Origin of the sequence: Mesorhizobium koreense (assembly GCF_031656215.1) — a bacterium.
Taxonomy (GTDB): Bacteria; Pseudomonadota; Alphaproteobacteria; order Rhizobiales; family Rhizobiaceae; genus Mesorhizobium_L; species Mesorhizobium_L koreense.
Genome location: NZ_CP134228.1, coordinates 2,150,668 through 2,165,137 on the forward strand (window position 1 = coordinate 2,150,668; position 14,470 = coordinate 2,165,137).

The 14,470-nt window shown below is 62.3% G+C and carries 17 protein-coding genes; 11 read left to right on the forward strand and 6 right to left on the reverse strand.

What is annotated here, in order from left to right:
- Positions 1–8: 8 nt before the first annotated feature.
- Positions 9–1,133 carry a DUF1217 domain-containing protein gene (locus tag RBH77_RS10190; RefSeq protein WP_311032020.1) on the reverse strand — a complete coding sequence of 375 codons (1,125 nt, stop codon included), beginning with the start codon at positions 1,131–1,133 and terminating at the stop codon, positions 9–11.
- Between the two features lie 195 nt (positions 1,134–1,328).
- Here RBH77_RS10190 and RBH77_RS10195 point away from each other — a divergent pair, with 195 nt between their 5' ends.
- From RBH77_RS10195 to RBH77_RS10225, 7 genes are all read left to right on the forward strand, one after another.
- Entirely contained in the window at positions 1,329–1,709 is a 381-nt protein-coding gene (locus tag RBH77_RS10195) for a YkvA family protein (RefSeq protein ID WP_311032021.1), read from the forward strand.
- Positions 1,710–1,820: 111 nt separating this feature from the next.
- Positions 1,821–2,699 (forward strand): flagellar motor stator protein MotA, encoded by an 879-nt coding sequence (gene motA, locus RBH77_RS10200; RefSeq protein WP_311032022.1) that lies wholly within the window; start codon positions 1,821–1,823, stop codon positions 2,697–2,699.
- Between the two features lie 47 nt (positions 2,700–2,746).
- Entirely contained in the window at positions 2,747–3,676 is a 930-nt protein-coding gene (locus RBH77_RS10205; protein WP_311032023.1) for a FliM/FliN family flagellar motor switch protein, read from the forward strand.
- Positions 3,677–3,703: 27 nt separating this feature from the next.
- Positions 3,704–4,099 (forward strand): flagellar motor switch protein FliN, encoded by a 396-nt coding sequence (gene fliN, locus RBH77_RS10210; RefSeq protein WP_311032024.1) that lies wholly within the window; start codon positions 3,704–3,706, stop codon positions 4,097–4,099.
- A 28-nt stretch (positions 4,100–4,127) separates the two neighbouring features.
- Entirely contained in the window at positions 4,128–5,150 is a 1,023-nt protein-coding gene (locus RBH77_RS10215; RefSeq protein WP_311032025.1) for a flagellar motor switch protein FliG, read from the forward strand.
- A 16-nt stretch (positions 5,151–5,166) separates the two neighbouring features.
- Positions 5,167–6,258: a flagellar biosynthesis protein FlhB gene (gene flhB, locus RBH77_RS10220; RefSeq protein WP_311032026.1), complete on the forward strand. Its 1,092-nt coding sequence runs from the start codon at positions 5,167–5,169 to the stop codon at positions 6,256–6,258.
- Between the two features lie 10 nt (positions 6,259–6,268).
- Positions 6,269–6,724 (forward strand): BspJ family T4SS effector nucleomodulin, encoded by a 456-nt coding sequence (locus RBH77_RS10225; protein WP_311032028.1) that lies wholly within the window; start codon positions 6,269–6,271, stop codon positions 6,722–6,724.
- Between the two features lie 108 nt (positions 6,725–6,832).
- On the opposite strand, the gene RBH77_RS10230 is transcribed toward RBH77_RS10225, so the two are convergent.
- Positions 6,833–7,564: a helix-turn-helix transcriptional regulator gene (locus tag RBH77_RS10230; protein ID WP_311032029.1), complete on the reverse strand. Its 732-nt coding sequence runs from the start codon at positions 7,562–7,564 to the stop codon at positions 6,833–6,835.
- 174 nt (positions 7,565–7,738) lie between these two features.
- Complete coding sequence (locus RBH77_RS10235) at positions 7,739–8,434, reverse strand: helix-turn-helix transcriptional regulator (protein WP_311032030.1); 696 nt, start codon at positions 8,432–8,434, stop codon at positions 7,739–7,741.
- Between the two features lie 318 nt (positions 8,435–8,752).
- On the opposite strand from RBH77_RS10235, the gene RBH77_RS10240 reads away from it, so the two are divergent.
- The 3 genes from RBH77_RS10240 (at position 8,753) to clpS (ending at position 10,803) form a co-directional block, all read left to right on the forward strand.
- A complete protein-coding gene (locus RBH77_RS10240) occupies positions 8,753–9,400 on the forward strand; it encodes a glutathione S-transferase family protein (RefSeq protein WP_311032031.1) in 648 nt (215 codons plus the stop codon).
- Positions 9,401–9,470: 70 nt separating this feature from the next.
- Entirely contained in the window at positions 9,471–10,409 is a 939-nt protein-coding gene (locus RBH77_RS10245) for a DUF5996 family protein (RefSeq protein ID WP_311032033.1), read from the forward strand.
- Positions 10,410–10,497: 88 nt separating this feature from the next.
- The gene (gene clpS, locus RBH77_RS10250) at positions 10,498–10,803 is read left to right on the forward strand and encodes an ATP-dependent Clp protease adapter ClpS (RefSeq protein WP_311032034.1); all 306 of its coding nucleotides are present in this window, start codon (positions 10,498–10,500) and stop codon (positions 10,801–10,803) included.
- A gap of 16 nt (positions 10,804–10,819) precedes the next feature.
- Here the strand turns inward: clpS and RBH77_RS10255 are convergent, their stop codons facing one another.
- The 3 genes from RBH77_RS10255 to RBH77_RS10265 all read right to left on the reverse strand — a co-directional run bounded on the left by RBH77_RS10255 (position 10,820) and on the right by RBH77_RS10265 (position 13,201).
- The gene (locus RBH77_RS10255) at positions 10,820–11,188 is read right to left on the reverse strand and encodes a DUF2019 domain-containing protein (RefSeq protein WP_311032035.1); all 369 of its coding nucleotides are present in this window, start codon (positions 11,186–11,188) and stop codon (positions 10,820–10,822) included.
- Positions 11,185–11,964 (reverse strand): hypothetical protein, encoded by a 780-nt coding sequence (locus tag RBH77_RS10260; RefSeq protein ID WP_311032037.1) that lies wholly within the window; start codon positions 11,962–11,964, stop codon positions 11,185–11,187. Before RBH77_RS10260 ends, RBH77_RS10255 begins: the two co-directional genes overlap by 4 nt.
- Before the next feature lie 247 nt (positions 11,965–12,211).
- Complete coding sequence (locus tag RBH77_RS10265) at positions 12,212–13,201, reverse strand: hydroxyacid dehydrogenase (protein ID WP_311032038.1); 990 nt, start codon at positions 13,199–13,201, stop codon at positions 12,212–12,214.
- Between the two features lie 194 nt (positions 13,202–13,395).
- On the opposite strand from RBH77_RS10265, the gene RBH77_RS10270 reads away from it, so the two are divergent.
- A complete protein-coding gene (locus RBH77_RS10270) occupies positions 13,396–14,451 on the forward strand; it encodes a sugar phosphate isomerase/epimerase family protein (protein ID WP_311032039.1) in 1,056 nt (351 codons plus the stop codon).
- Positions 14,452–14,470 lie beyond the last annotated feature (19 nt).

Sequence of the window (14,470 nt, forward strand, 5' to 3'; positions counted from 1 at the left end):
CTCATCGGTCAGATCTTCAATTGCTGGATGCTGAGCAGGAGATTGGTGGAGATGCCCTGCGTCGTCGGCTGACTGAACAATATGGCTGTCGGTGAGGATTGCTGGGCGGCCGAAGGGTTGTCGATGTCGTAGAGGCTGGTGAAGCGCTTCAGGAAGTCGCCAAGCTTGGTAGGGTCCTGGAAATCCTCGACGTTGAGCTTGTCCTCGATCATCGAAGCCTGTTTGTCGATGTCGAGCATGGCAGTCGAGTCGGGTAGACGCAGCGCGGTGCGCACCACCTTGGCCAGCGCCTTGTCGGCAAGGATGTCGTAGGCGGAGGTGATGCTGGAGGCCTTGCGCTGGAAATAGAGCGCGAGTTGGACGCCCGGATTCTGCGCGCCGGCCTCGTCCTCCATGGTCTGGCGCATGTAGCCGTCGACGGCGCCTTCTTCCGGAACCGAATAGGTGGTGGCTTCCTCGCCATGTGCGGCGAAATCGAAGGTGGCGGCGAAGGCGGCGTAGTTCTTGTCCGTCTGCTGGTTGGCGAAGCTGTTCGGATCGGAGACGCCGCCCTCAAGGATCTTGCGCATGAAGGTCTTGTCGCCGAGCTTGGCGTCGAGGCCGAAAGCCTTCATGGCGTAGGTATAGACGGTGTCGTTGTTGAGGAAATCGTCGATCGATTTTACATCGACGACCTGCTTCAGGTAATCCTGGGTCTGCTGTTGAAGCACAGGGTTGTCCGGCGTCACACCGTTCTGGACCGCGGTGAGGGTATAGCGGTCGGTGACGCCCTTCTGGGCTGCGACATAGGTGGTGGCGCCGTCCTTGTCGGCGGCGAAATTGAACGCTTCGGCGAACGCCTTGTAGCGCGGATCGGTCAGTTTGTTGGCGAAGCTGTCGGGGTCCGACACGCCTTCGGTAAGGACCTTGGTCATGAAGGCTTTGGCGTAAGCCATGTCCTCCAGCCCGAAGGCCTTCATGGCGTAGTTGAAAAGCCTAGTGTTGTTGACGAAGTCGTCGACCGTTTTCACGTTACCGATATTGGCCAGATAGTACTCGGTCTCGCGCTTCACCTGCGGCTCGTTCTCGACCTGCGTCGTCGTCCGCGCCATGTCGCGGGTCATCGACTGGTAGGTGGCGTAGGTGCTGGTCACGCGGCTGTTCCCGACTGCTTTTCGGCAGTGTGGAACCCTAGAGCACCTTGCTTGCGCGAAACTGTTCGTGTGCGGTCGCTCGGCGTTAGATGTATTGTAGGTGCCTACCCGCACACGCTGTAGCGTCGCCGGGTTCACCTAGGGAAGGAGAGAGAAGCCGATGAAGCGCCACCCTTCCAGGGAACGTATGGCGGCGTGACGATCATCGCTTCGCTAAAGCTTTGGGCGCGCGCCATCAAGCGTGACGTCGTGGCTCTCTGGCTTGCTGCCCGCGATCCGCGGGTGCCCTGGTATGCAAAAGTTGCCGCCGGGGCTGTCGCGGCCTATGCCCTCAGCCCGATCGATCTGATCCCCGACTTCATTCCGGTATTCGGCTATCTGGACGATCTGATTATCGTGCCGCTTGGCATCCTGCTTGCCGTGAGGCTGGTGCCGGTCGAACTGATGGCCGAATTTCGCGCTGAGGCGGCCCGCCGTTCGGTTCCTTCCAGCCGAGCCGGTCTCGCTTTCATCGCGGCGATCTGGATTATCGTACTGGCGGCGCTGGTGTGGTTCTTCTGGCCGGCGCGAGCCTGAGATTTCAAAGGCGTTGCCAGCGCCCGTCAATAAGGCGCTCTTCTTTCAAGCCTCACACAAGGCACGGTCTGTATCCCGGGACACGGAAGACGCATATTAGGAAGTCGGACTGTGGGCATAATAATCGGACTGGTGGTGACGCTTGGCTGCGTGCTGGGCGGCTTCATGGCGCTCGGCGGCCACATCAACGTGCTCTTCCAGCCGTGGGAATTCGTCATCATCGTCGGTGCGGCCCTCGGCTGCTTCCTGGTGGCCAATCCATTCACGATCGTGAAAGACGCGGGCAAGGCCTGTCTCGAAGCCTTCCTGCAATCGGTGCCGAAAGAGCGGGACTACCTGGAAACGCTCGGCGTATTGCATTCGCTGATGCGTGAACTGAAGACCAAGACGCGCAACGAGGTCGAGGCCCATATCGACAACCCGACCGAATCGACGATCTTCCAGACCTATCCGCTCATCCTCAGGAACCACGAACTGACGAACTTCATCTGCGATTATTGCCGGCTCATCATCATCGGCAATGCGCGGCCCTTCGAGATCGAAGCGCTGATGGACGAGGAAATCCACACCATCCGCCACGACAGGCTGAAATCCTACCATGCCATGACGGCCGTCGCCGACGGGTTGCCGGCGCTCGGCATCTGCGCGGCGGTGCTCGGTGTCGTCAAGGCGATGGGCGCGCTCGACCAGTCTCCGGAAATCCTCGGCGAACTGATCGGCTCGGCGCTGGTCGGCACGTTTGCCGGCATTTTCCTTTCCTATGCCGTGGTCGGCCCGATCGCCGCCAAGATCAAGGCGGTTCGCGACAAGAACAACCGGCTCTATGTCGTCGTGAAGCAGACACTGCTCGCCTATATGAACGGCTCGCTGCCGCAGGTGGCTCTCGAATTCGGGCGCAAGACGATCTCCGCGCATGACCGGCCGACGATCGACGCTGTCGAGCAGAGCACGCTCAATCTCGGCGGCGCCGAGCAGAAGAAGGCGGCCTAGACGATGGCTTCGCCGATGCGCCACAAACGAGGGAGCGCGCTTTGACGATGGCTGAGGCGGCAACCCCTGCCGGAATGCAGAAGCTCATCGTCGAGAAGCTGGTTGGCGCGACCGGCGCGACCGACAAGGTGATGGGCGCTTCGCGGTCACTGGCGATCCGGACGGTGCCGCTGATCGCGAAAAGCCTCAACGAGGGGCTGACCGAGCCGGTCGATTTCACTCTGAAGACGGTCGAGGTCGCCCGCATTGTCGATATAAGGCCAGCGCCCGGCGGCCATCACGCGATGACGATCGCGCCATCCACCATCTCGGCGGACGCGCTGCTTCTCCTCATCGACGCCCATGCGATCGCGGTTCTGGTGAGCGCGCTTTTCGGCGCCGATCCGGACCTGCCCACCGTTCCGATCGAGCGCGACCTCTCCCCAACGGAAGTGGCGGTGGTCAATATGGTGTTCCACCAGATGGCCGTGGCGGTCAATGGAACCGGCGCCCGCTCGCTCGATATCCGCTTCCCGATCCCGCCAGCGATCACCGGCGAGGAGTTGCAGAAGCAGCTCCTCCGCGACGGGCCGGCGGCAAGGCTCGTCTTCGAGGTGTCGACGCCGACCGGCAAGGGCACGATCGAGCTGTTCATGCCGCATCGCGTGCTTCTTTCTCATCGCGCCGACGGTAATGGGGCCGACCGGGCGACGGCCGCCAAATGGGGCGCGCATTTCGGCGAGGAGATCATGCGCTCGGTCGTGAGGCTCGACGCGGCGATCCCGATGTCGCCGATGACTCTCGGCGCGCTTGCCGCGCTTCAGCCCGGACAGGTCCTCGAAATGCCGCAGACGGCACAGGCGGAGACACGGCTCTCGGCCAAGGGCAAGACGCTTTTCGTGTGCGAATTCGGCAAGCTCGGCGCCAACTATACGGTCCGCGTCCGCCATCCTTACGATGCCGGGCAGCAATTCATCGACGGGCTTTTCCCCGGCTGAGAGCCGGGAGAACCAACGGAGAAAAAGATGAGCAAATCCGAAGCGAAAGCCCAAACCGTCGAGGCTCCGACCGATATCGAGGAAGAGCAGCTGAACCAGGCTATCGAGGATTTGCGCGGCGCGTTGCACGAAGAACCGGGCGAGGGGGAGAAGGCCGCGAGCCTGCGCAACAACGCCATCATCATGAACATCCCCGTCGACGTACAGATCATGCTCGGCAGCACCGAAATGCCGGTGTCGGAGTTGATGGCGCTGCAGAAGGGTTCGACCGTCGCGCTCGACCGGCGCATCGGCGAGCCTGTCGATGTCGTCGTCAACGGCCAGAAGATCGCGCGCGGCGAGATCACCGTGCTCGACAACGACCCATCGCGCTTCGGCGTGAAGCTGACCGAGATCATCACCGCCGGCAAGACGCCGCGATAAACCTACGCTTGCTTATGGATCCCGCCCGATGAGCCAGTCCCTGAACCTGACCAAGCCGCAGAAGGCCGCCGCCATCCTGGTGGCGATGGGAAAGCCGACTGCCGGTCGCCTGCTCAAATATTTCAAGCAGGACGAATTGAAGGCGCTGATCGACGGTGCTCGCGCGCTGCGCACCATCCCGCAGGGCGAACTCGAGCGGATCGTCGGCGAGTTCGAAGCGGAATTCGCCGAGGGCGCGGGGCTTCTCGATTCCGCCGACACGATGGACACGATCCTGAACGAATCCTTCACGCCGGAGGAGATGAACGCGATCCTCGGCCAGGACCAGCCAAAGGCGGTGGAGAGCAAGGCGCCGCCGCCCGTGTGGCCGGCCGTCGAGAAACTGGAAGCCGAGCGCGTCGGGGCCTTCCTTGCCAACGAGCATCCGCAGACGGCCGCCCTGGTCTTGAGCAACATGGCGACGCAGGCCGCCGCCAACGCGCTGATGACGCTCGCCAAGCCGATGCGCGGCGAGGTCGTCAAGCGTCTGCTCGCCATGAACAGCGTGCCTGAGCAGGCCAAACGCATCGTCGAGGACCAGATACGTACTCGGATGCTGTCCGATGCTTCGTTCAAGGACAATACCGCTGGCCAGATTCGCGTCGCCGGCATCTTGAACGAACTCGACAAGGAGGACCTCGATGAGGTCATCGGCGAGATGCAGGCGGCCGGCACGGCGGACCTCGACGCTGTCCGCTCGCGGCTCTTCAATTTCGACGATATCGTCCAGCTTTCGCAGAAGTCGCGGGTGGCGCTGTTCGACGGCCTCGGTACCGACGTCGTAACGCTGGCGCTGCGCGGCTGCGAGCCGACACTGGCGGAAGCGATCCTCTCCGCGCTCGGACCGCGCTCGCGGCGTATGATCGAATCGGAGCTTGCCTCGGAGCCCGGTAACATCCCGTTCGCGGACATCGCACGGGCGCGCAAGAACATTGCCTCTACCGCGATCCGACTTGCCAATGAGGGCGCGGTACAGCTTCCCGGCACCGAAGACGTGCAGGAAGCGGCATAGGCTTTCGGCATAGCCAATGGCCGAGGACAGCGATCAGGAAAGTAAAACCGAGGAACCCTCGGAAAAGAAGATCCGCGACGCCATCGAGAAGGGCAATCTGCCTTTCTCCAAGGAATTGTCGATCCTCGCCTCCTTCGTGGCGATCCTCGTCTTCACCGTCTTCCTCGCGCAGGACAGTATCCTCGACCTCGGCGGCTTCCTTTCCGGCTTTCTCGACCGGCCGGAGGAATGGCCGATCGCCACGGCGCAAGACGTCGCCACGCTCTACCGCATGGTGCTGGTCGAGATCGCCAAGAGTATCGGCGGCGTGCTCGTGCTCCTGATGGCGGCGGGGCTTGCCGCCTCTGCGCTGCAGAACATGCCGCGCCTGGTGCTCGATCGCATTCAGCCGAAAGCTTCGCGCATCTCGCTGCGCGAAGGATGGAAGCGCCTGTTCGGTGTGCAGGGCTTCGTCGAATTCGCCAAGTCGCTCGGGAAGCTCGGCTTCACGGCGATGTTCGTGGCGTTGGCGATGAACGGGATCGTCCGGCAATTGCTTTCTGGCATGATCACGCAGCCTATCGAGTTCACGGCCGTCATTAAGGAAGCCGCCACGCATATCCTTGTCGCCATCACGCTGGTGATGACGGCGATCGCGGGCGCCGACCTGTTCTGGTCACGCTTCAAATGGCGGCGCGACTTGCGCATGACCCGGCAGGAGGTCAAGGACGAGTTCAAGCAGACCGACGGCGATCCGATCATCAAGAGCCGCATGCGCTCGCTCGCTCGCGACCGGGCGCGCCGGCGCATGATCCAGGCGGTGCCGCGCGCTACGCTCATCATCGCCAACCCGACACACTTCTCGATTGCGCTGCGCTATGTGCGGGAGGAGACGGCTGCGCCCATCGTGGTGGCGAAGGGGCAGGATCTGCTCGCGCTCAAGATCCGAGAGATCGCTGCCGAGCACGACATTCCCGTCTTCGAGGACGTGGCGCTCGCCCGCTCCATGTACAAACAAGTTTCGGTCGATAGCATGATACCGTCGCAATTCTACCAGGCGGTGGCCGAGTTGGTGCGGATCGTCTACCGCGAGAAGGCGGCTCCAGCGTCGGACAAGGCTGCTCATTGATAGGGAAGTGATGGACAGGCAAGCGTATTCGGAAGCCCGTGAGGTCATCGTCGCCAAGGCGATCGAGAACGTCGTCGCCGAGTTGCGCATGATCGATGTCGCCGATTATGTGGCGTACATAAAGCTGGAGCGCTTCGCCAACATATCGGACCTGGTGGCGTCCGCGGCCGAACTCTATTTCATGCCCGGTACGCTCAGGCTCGGCCATGGCGGCGAGGCCCATATCTGCTGGGCTACACCGCCGAAGATCGTGCTCGACCTCGAGCTTCGGCCACGCGGAGCGACGATCTATTTCACGCTCGCGCTTTCGGACCGGCACGCCGAAATCGACGTCAACTACGTCGCCTTCGACGAGCCGGGCAACGACCCGCACGCCAACACCAGCTTTCTGGAAGCGGCGATCGCCGATGCCCGCATCCGCAAGACGCGGGGACATAGCGGGCTGCAAGCCGGCTATCTGGAATAGATCCTAAGGCGCGTCGCGATCTTTCAGATTCGCTCCATGTGCTCTAGCTTCTTGATTTCACCCATGTCTTTTGTCCCAAAACCGGCGCCCACTTTCGGGAGACATGCTTTAGTCGATCAAGCCGAGCCGCAGCGCCTTTGCCACCGTGTGCATGCGACCATTGGCGTTCAGCCTTCGGGCGGCGTCGGATAGATACTGGTTGGCCGTATGGAGCGAGAGCCGGAGGGCCTTGGCGATCTCCTCGCTGCTTAATCCATCGGCGGCGAGGCGGATGCATTCCAATTCGCGCTTCGTCAGCGAAATCGCTTCCCGAGGTGAGGTGGCGTGCTGGCGGACGGCATTTTCGAAGAGGCTGAAGCATTCGCCGTGAAGGTCGGGCAATGCCCGATCCAATACGGCCAATCGCGTCCCGATAAACACGACCAGACCGCTTGCATCCTGCCCGGCGGCTACCGGGAACGCCAGGCCGGTCGTGCCGGGAAGGGGGACTTGCAGCCGTAATGCCCAGCGCAGCCCCTCGAGGCCGCTCGCGGCATCCTGTGCCCACCAGAACGGCCTGATCGAGCCTCGTGCGCAATCGGCAAGCCGACGCGTACCGGCGGGCGGGATATCAGGGAAGTCAGAGCGGAGGATCGGGGCCAGTTCTCCGCCGCGCGCGCCGCGCGTGAGCGCGAAAACAACATGGCCCGTCGCGCCGATCCGCCGTGCCAGTTCCGTGCCCTGGTCGCGTAAGAAAGAGGCTGAATGTATGGCCGGGGAGGGAGCCTGTAGTCGGGATCTTGTTTCGATTATATCCGCTGCGAGCGTCGCTTCCTGCCTGCCAACGACACGGTCACGCATAAGGAATATCCCCCACTCCGTCCGCTTCGCGGCCACCTCTCCCCCACATTCTTGGGGGAGAGGAAAGGAGCTTGTGACAGCGGCCGCCGCTTCCTCTCCCCCGTCGAGCGGGGGAGAGGTGGCCGCGAAGCGGACGGAGTGGGGGTCGAATTCCAAATGCAATCGCCCTACCCATCACAGGATACCCCGACGAATCGCGGTTGCCACGGCTTTGGCGCGGTTGGCTGCAGAAAGCTTGCGGATAGCCTGGGCGATATAGCGGTTGGCGGTGTTGGCGGAGACGCCGACGATCAGCGCGACATCGTCGGTGGTCTTACCTTCGGCCACCCAGAAAAGACACTCGCGCTCGCGGTCCGACAAGGGATCTGCCGGCTCGGCCCCCGCCTCGTGATCCGACATTTCGGACAGAAGATAGGCGGAGCGGAACTGCGCCGCCGAAACCAGATTGCGGCGGATGCGGCCGGGGCTGGAGGCGGAGAAGAACGCGCAGGCCCGGCGCGCGCCGGTTCCCAGCCAGAGCGCGTAAACCTCGCTGTGCCCGAAGCGCGCAAGTTCAGATTCAGGGTCGCCGCATATCCTCCTGTTCCTGCTTGGGTTTTCAGCAAGGAAGAGCGGTTGCGGTGTCGCGCCTAGCGGCGTCGCCTTTCGCGCCATTTTAGCCAGGTGGTCTAGCCCGACCATGTCTATGGCGTCGTAGATCCAGTTCGACGCGAGCAAGCGTGTGGAAGAACCATCCGGTCCGCAGGCCGTATCGAGGACCATGTAATATTCGGCGGAAATGCCGAGGCATATCTGCATGAGCCCGATGGACAGGTCGCTTCGCCGCGTGATGGCCGATACTGGTTCTGGCGGTCTTGCGTATGCGTTCATTGCCCGATTTTTTCACCGGCGCCGTGCATTCCGTCCGGCCTTGCGACCGCTCCGCGGATATGCGCAGTCCGGATATCGCCGTCGAACAGATTGCCGGCGGTGAGTGGAATGGACTCGGTTTGACGCTACTTGTGCCCCCGGACCGGCGAAAAAGGTACATCGCCGAATCGTGTCCTAGTGTTAGGAATCGACAGAAGCGCGGTCAATAAAAAGTCGCGAAGGGGAAGAATTTTATGCGCGCATCGCTGATGTCGCTGCCGCATGATCGCCGCCTGTCTGGAACATCGTCATATGCCGGGTCGGCAAGGAGAGAAACCGATGGGCCTGACGCTCCATTACCACCCGCTGGCGTCCTATTGCTGGAAGGTGCTGATCGCGCTCTACGAGAACGACACGCCGTTCGAGAGCCATGTCGTGGACCTGATGGATGAAGCCGAGGCGAAGACGTTCCGGCGATATTCGCCGATGGGCAAGATGCCGGCGCTGCAGGATGGCGCACACGGCCGCACGATCGTGGAAACGAGCGTCATCATCGAATATCTCGATCGCCATTATCCCGGCCCGACCCGCTTCCTGCCCGAGGACCCGGAGGAGGCGCTTAGGGTCCGCTTCGCCGAGCGCTTCTTCGATTTCTATGTGCAGGATCTGATGTCGAAGATCGTCACCGACAAGATCAGGCCGGAAGGCAAGAACGACCATTTCGGTGTCGAGAAGGCGAGGGCGGAACTCGCCACCGCCTATGACGCCGTCGAGGCGCGGCTGCCGCAGGGAATGTGGCCCGAACGGGAAGACTTCACGCTCGCCGATTGCGCCGCCCTGCCGGCGCTCTTCTATGCCGGCAAGGTGCAGCCATTCGCGGAAACATACCCGAAGCTTGCCGCCTATTACGACCGGCTCGCCCGGCGTCCTTCCTTCAAGCGGGTGCTGGACGAGGCCGAGCCCTACTTCAAGCTGTTCCCCGGCTGAGCCGAGGGCCGGGTGGACAAGAGAGGCAATCGACGGCACGCTCCATTCCTTAGCCTTCGGAGGACAATGGATGGCGCACTCATGGCCTGACATTCCCTATGGTCCCTGGAAAGACACATGCCGGGCCTTGCATCTCTATGTGCAGATCGTCGGCAAGTATCGGCTGGCGCACACGCCCTGGGTCAACCATTCCTGGCATGCGACGCTCTATCCGGACGCACGCGGACTGACCACCTCGATGGTGCCGGACGGGCCGGGCATCGAACTGCGCTTCGACTTCATCGCCCATCGTATCGAGGGAGCCGCCGCCGACGGGCGGCGGGGCGGGTTTGCTCTAGGGCCGATGTCGGTCGCTGATTTCCAGGACCGGCTGCGCGAACTTGTGGCCTCGCTCGGCGGCACACCGAAATGGAACGGCAAGCCGAGCGAGATACCGTATGCTCTTCCCTTTGCCGAGGACCACGCCGTCCGGCCTTACGATGCGGATGCAGTAAAGCGCTTCTATCAGGCGCTGGCCCTGGTAGCGGAGGTATTCGGCACCTTCCGGACCTCCTTCCTTGGCAAGGTGAGTCCGGTTCATCTCTTCTGGGGAGGTTTCGACCTCGCCGTGACCCGTTTCTCGGGCAGGCGCGCGCCACTTCACCCCGGCGGTATCGCGGCACTGCCGGACACGGTCACGCAGGAAGCCTACAGCCATGAAGTCTCCTCTGCGGGCTTCTGGCCAGGCGGGGCAGGCGTCGATTTTCCGGCCTTCTATTCCTACGCCTATCCGGCGCCGGATGGCTTCGCGGCGGCGACGGTCGTGCCGGGCGCGGCGCGCTTCGATACGACGCTCGGTGAGTTCCTGCTGCCATATGATGCGGTGCGGGCGGCTGCCGATCCAGCGGCGAGACTTATGCAATTCCTGGAAAGCACTTATCGCGCGGCGGCCGATCTCGGCCATTGGGACTGCGCCGCGCTCGAATGCGCGACCGGCGTTCCGGGGCAGCCGCGCGTCGTTCGGGCCTAGCCCCGGTTCACAATTTCAGGGTGCGGATGGACCGTTCGCCGCCGCGGTGGCAAAATCGCAGGTTGCTCGTAACCCGTGAGGTGTTCCGATGAGCGATGTCGTCACCAAGCCGCGCGTGAAGGTCAAGCCGAAGACCGAACGGCCGCGCCTGCATAAGGTGATCCTCGTCAACGACGATTATACGCCGCGCGAATTCGTCGTGACCGTCCTGAAAGGCGAGTTCCGCATGAGCGAGGAGCAGGCCTATCATGTCATGATCACGGCGCACCGGCGCGGCGTGTGCGTGGTCGCCGTCTTCACCAAGGATATCGCCGAGACCAAGGCCACCCGCGCCACGGAGGCGGGCCGCGCCAAGGGCTATCCGCTGCAGTTCACCACCGAACCGGAGGAGTGAGGGAAGCGGGCTGCCATTACGACGGCACGAAGCTTCCGTCCGCAAGCTTGTCCAGCGCGATGCTGGCGTCGGCAGCCTGGGGAAACTCGTGACTGTGGCTAAGTTTTTCGAGTGCCTGCTTTGCGCTTGCAGGTGAAACCAAAAGCGTTGCCATGGCCGCTTGATACCGAACCTGCCTGTTCTTGTGGCTCAGAAGCGGTAGCAATACCTGTCTTTCTCCGCGCGCCTTTAGCTCGTCGCGGATGATCATGACCTCATCGAACAACCGGTTATATTTCTGGTTTTTCCCTCCTAGAATCGCTTCGTATTGTTCGAGGCAGATTCGCTCAAACGCAGCCACGAGCTCGTCAGTTATCATTGATTTGAAACGATCGTTGATGCTCATTTCATCACCTGGAATTTTCTCAATGCGTAGAGACCGAATTGGTAGCGCTCATCCCAAGGACGCAAACTAAGTGTCTCGCGGGGCGACATGTGATCCGAGCTTTCGAACTTTCTCGCGTACCACCCTGTAATTTCCCAATGTTTGAACCTTGGGATGCTGACCAGATTGTCTGGCCCGTTCACGAGTGATTTCGGGAAGCCTTCATCCAACGCCGGGGTTTTCTCCACGATATGGTGGATATCATAGCCGGGTCGGCTCGATTGCGCACCCGCTTGCAATTCGGACAAAGATTTCGGCCCCTGCGTGTAGGCATCGATATGCGGATAGTACTCTCGCAGCCATGCAGGCGCGCCGATCGCTTCAAGCTTGCGAGGCAAGGTCCCGGCCGGCTTTCCGACGAACGGCGCCATCGGGATACTCCGCACGATCGAATGGCGGTCGCTTGCGTCACGAGGGCGGACGATAGGGATCTCCTGAAAGTCCTTGGAGCCGGGCGAATCGTCGCCTTCGTCGAGCATGCCCGGCCGCAGCTTGAAGAGATGCGCCTCGCCGCCAACGCGTATGACGCGGGCGCCGGAAGGCAGGCGGTACGACCCGCCGATCTTCGTCCATTGGCCGCCGCCGGTATTGTGGCGGGGCACACGCGGCTCGGTTGGATGAAAGTTCGCCTTGAGAAGCCGCTGGAGGCGGCGCCCTGCCAGCACGACATGCAGCGCCGCCGCATGGTAGGAAAGGCGACTGAGAGAAATTTCGTAGTTTCGAATCTGTGCTTCCATCGCGGTCCATTGTCCAATGACCGTTCGATGGTAAGCGCGAGCGCGGAGGCGTTGATAAAATCGCCTCGTCGCGTATCAGGAGCATTCGAATTTGTGTGCTTGGCCAGGCGCTTGGCTTAAATATTTTGCTTTCTGCTACGAGATTTTTTCCACCGATGACACCCCGCGTGGAAGTGTCTTCGGATACTGTCCCAATCGCTTCGTAGGATTTTTGCTACCTTCTCCCCGTAGGCGGTGCGAAGAGAGTCTACCGTAGCCCTTCCGGAAACCTCTGCCGGTAGTGCTCCACCACCTCCGGATTGCGCAGGTTGACGGGCAGGCCTCCCTTCAGCACGCGGATCACTTCGGCGACTGCGCCGGTGCCCATGCGCTCCATGCTCTCCTCGCTGATGCCGGCCATGTGCGGGGTGACCAGCACGTTGTCGAACGAAAAATAGGGATGGTCCGGCTCCGGCGGCGTGTCGAAGACATCGAGCGCCGCACCGCCGATGCGGTTTTCACGAAGTGCCGTGAGCAGGGCATCGTCGTCGACGATCGCGCCACGCGCGACGTTGATGAGGATCGCGTCCGGCTTCATGCGGCCGATGCGATCGGCGTTGATCATGCCGCGCGTTTCCGGCGTCAGCGGGCAGCAGATGGCGACGATGTCGCTTTCGGCCATCAGTTCTTCCAGCGTGCGCCAGCCGACCCCTTCCGGCAGGCTTTGCCGGCTGCGGCTGGCGGCGATGACGTCGAGGCCGAAGCCGGCGGTTGCGATCATGGCGGCGGCGCGGCCGATACTGCCCATGCCGACGATGCCGAATGTGCGCCCTGCCAATTCCCTGCCGTGCACCGTCTCGACCCGACCGGCAAGCCATCCCTTCGCCCTCAGGTCGCGGTCGATCGGGCGGAAACGGCGCAGGAGCGCCATCGCGGCGAAGAAGATGTATTCCGCCACCGTACGCGCATTGGCGCCCGGCACGTTGGAGACGAGCACGCCGGCGCGCGTCGCTGCCTCCATCGGCACCATGTCGAGGCCGGCACCATGGCGGGCCGCGAGCCTCAACAGCGGTGCGTTCTCGAACATCTCAGCGGGCACCGGCACGCGGATGACGAGCGCGGCCGCATCGCGGGATTCCCGTACGAAGGTTTCAGGATCGAGCGCCGAGGCGACTTTCATCGTTGCGATGCCGTTGAGCATGGCGGTTGCATGCGGGTGCAGCGGATGGGTCGAATAAACGATCGGTAGGGAGGGCATCAAACGCTCGGAATGGGAAGAGACGCCATCCCATACAATGATTTTGGAAGGTGGAAAATCGGATCGCTCGAAACCCATCGAAAATCCCGCCGCCCCCCGTTGAGCTTTCACCGAGGGCACGCCATTGTGGCACCGACGAAAGATGGACCGACCGCCGCGCCCCGGGGCCGGCAAGACGACAGAGGAGATCCCATATGCCGAAGACGATGAAGGGCCCGGCCATTTTCCTGGCGCAGTTCGCGGGCGATGAGGCGCCGTTCAACTCGCTGCCTTCGATCGCCAAATGGTCGGCCGGTCTCGGCTACGAAGGCGTGCAGATCCCGACCTGGGACGGGCGGTTGTTCGATCTGGAAAAGGCAGGATCGTCAAAGACTTATTGCGACGAGGTGAAGGGCATTTGCAAGGAAGCCGGTGTCGAGGTGACGGAGCTTTCGACCCATCTCCAGGGCCAACTCATTGCCGTGCATCCCGCCTACGACGCGCCCTTCGACGGCTTTGCTCCGGCCTCCGTCCACAACAATCCGAAGGCCAGGCAGGAATGGGCAGTCAGCCAGATGAAGGCGGCGGCGAAGGCGTCGGAGCATATGGGATTGAAGACATCGGTGTCTTTCTCCGGCGCGCTCGCCTTCCCCTATCTCTATCCCTGGCCGCAGCGCCCGGCCGGACTGATCGAGGAAGCCTTCGCCGAGCTCGGCCGGCGGTGGAAGCCGATCCTCGATTTCTATGACGGGCACGGCGTCGATATCGGCTACGAACTGCACCCTGGCGAGGACCTTTTCGACGGCACGACCTTCGAGCGTTTCCTTGACGAGATCGGCGGTCACAAGCGTGCCGGCATCAATTACGATCCGTCGCACTTCCTGCTTCAGCAGCTCGACTATCTCGATTTCATCGACATCTATCACGAGCGCATCTACGCCTTCCACGTGAAGGACGCCGAGTTCAACCCGACCGGCCGGCAGGGCGTCTATTCCGGCTATGCCGGCTGGCTGGAGCGGGCCGGGCGTTTCCGTTCGCTCGGCGACGGGCAGGTCGATTTCTCCGGCATCTTCTCGAAAATGGCACAATATGATTACGATTCCTGGCCGGTGCTCGAATGGGAATGCTGCCTGAAGCATCCGGAACAGGGAGCTGCCGAAGGCGCACCCTTCATCGCCGCCCATATTATCCGCGTCACGGAGAAGGCGTTCGACGATTTCGCCGGCGGCTCGACGGATCGGGCCCAGCTTCGGAAGATGATGGGCATTTGAGGCGGTACGGAGAGGGAGG

Coding starts and splice junctions, on each gene's coding strand:
- RBH77_RS10260 (WP_311032037.1), bottom strand. CDS start 11,964: ATGGAAGCACAGATTCGAAACTACGAAATTTCTCTCAGTCGCCTTTCC.
- RBH77_RS10255 (WP_311032035.1), bottom strand. CDS start 11,188: ATGAGCATCAACGATCGTTTCAAATCAATGATAACTGACGAGCTCGTG.
- clpS (WP_311032034.1), top strand. CDS start 10,498: ATGAGCGATGTCGTCACCAAGCCGCGCGTGAAGGTCAAGCCGAAGACC.
- flhB (WP_311032026.1), top strand. CDS start 5,167: ATGGCCGAGGACAGCGATCAGGAAAGTAAAACCGAGGAACCCTCGGAA.
- RBH77_RS10245 (WP_311032033.1), top strand. CDS start 9,471: ATGGCGCACTCATGGCCTGACATTCCCTATGGTCCCTGGAAAGACACA.
- RBH77_RS10235 (WP_311032030.1), bottom strand. CDS start 8,434: ATGAACGCATACGCAAGACCGCCAGAACCAGTATCGGCCATCACGCGG.
- RBH77_RS10205 (WP_311032023.1), top strand. CDS start 2,747: ATGGCTGAGGCGGCAACCCCTGCCGGAATGCAGAAGCTCATCGTCGAG.
- RBH77_RS10270 (WP_311032039.1), top strand. CDS start 13,396: ATGCCGAAGACGATGAAGGGCCCGGCCATTTTCCTGGCGCAGTTCGCG.
- fliN (WP_311032024.1), top strand. CDS start 3,704: ATGAGCAAATCCGAAGCGAAAGCCCAAACCGTCGAGGCTCCGACCGAT.
- RBH77_RS10230 (WP_311032029.1), bottom strand. CDS start 7,564: ATGCGTGACCGTGTCGTTGGCAGGCAGGAAGCGACGCTCGCAGCGGAT.
- RBH77_RS10265 (WP_311032038.1), bottom strand. CDS start 13,201: ATGCCCTCCCTACCGATCGTTTATTCGACCCATCCGCTGCACCCGCAT.
- RBH77_RS10225 (WP_311032028.1), top strand. CDS start 6,269: ATGGACAGGCAAGCGTATTCGGAAGCCCGTGAGGTCATCGTCGCCAAG.
- RBH77_RS10240 (WP_311032031.1), top strand. CDS start 8,753: ATGGGCCTGACGCTCCATTACCACCCGCTGGCGTCCTATTGCTGGAAG.
- RBH77_RS10215 (WP_311032025.1), top strand. CDS start 4,128: ATGAGCCAGTCCCTGAACCTGACCAAGCCGCAGAAGGCCGCCGCCATC.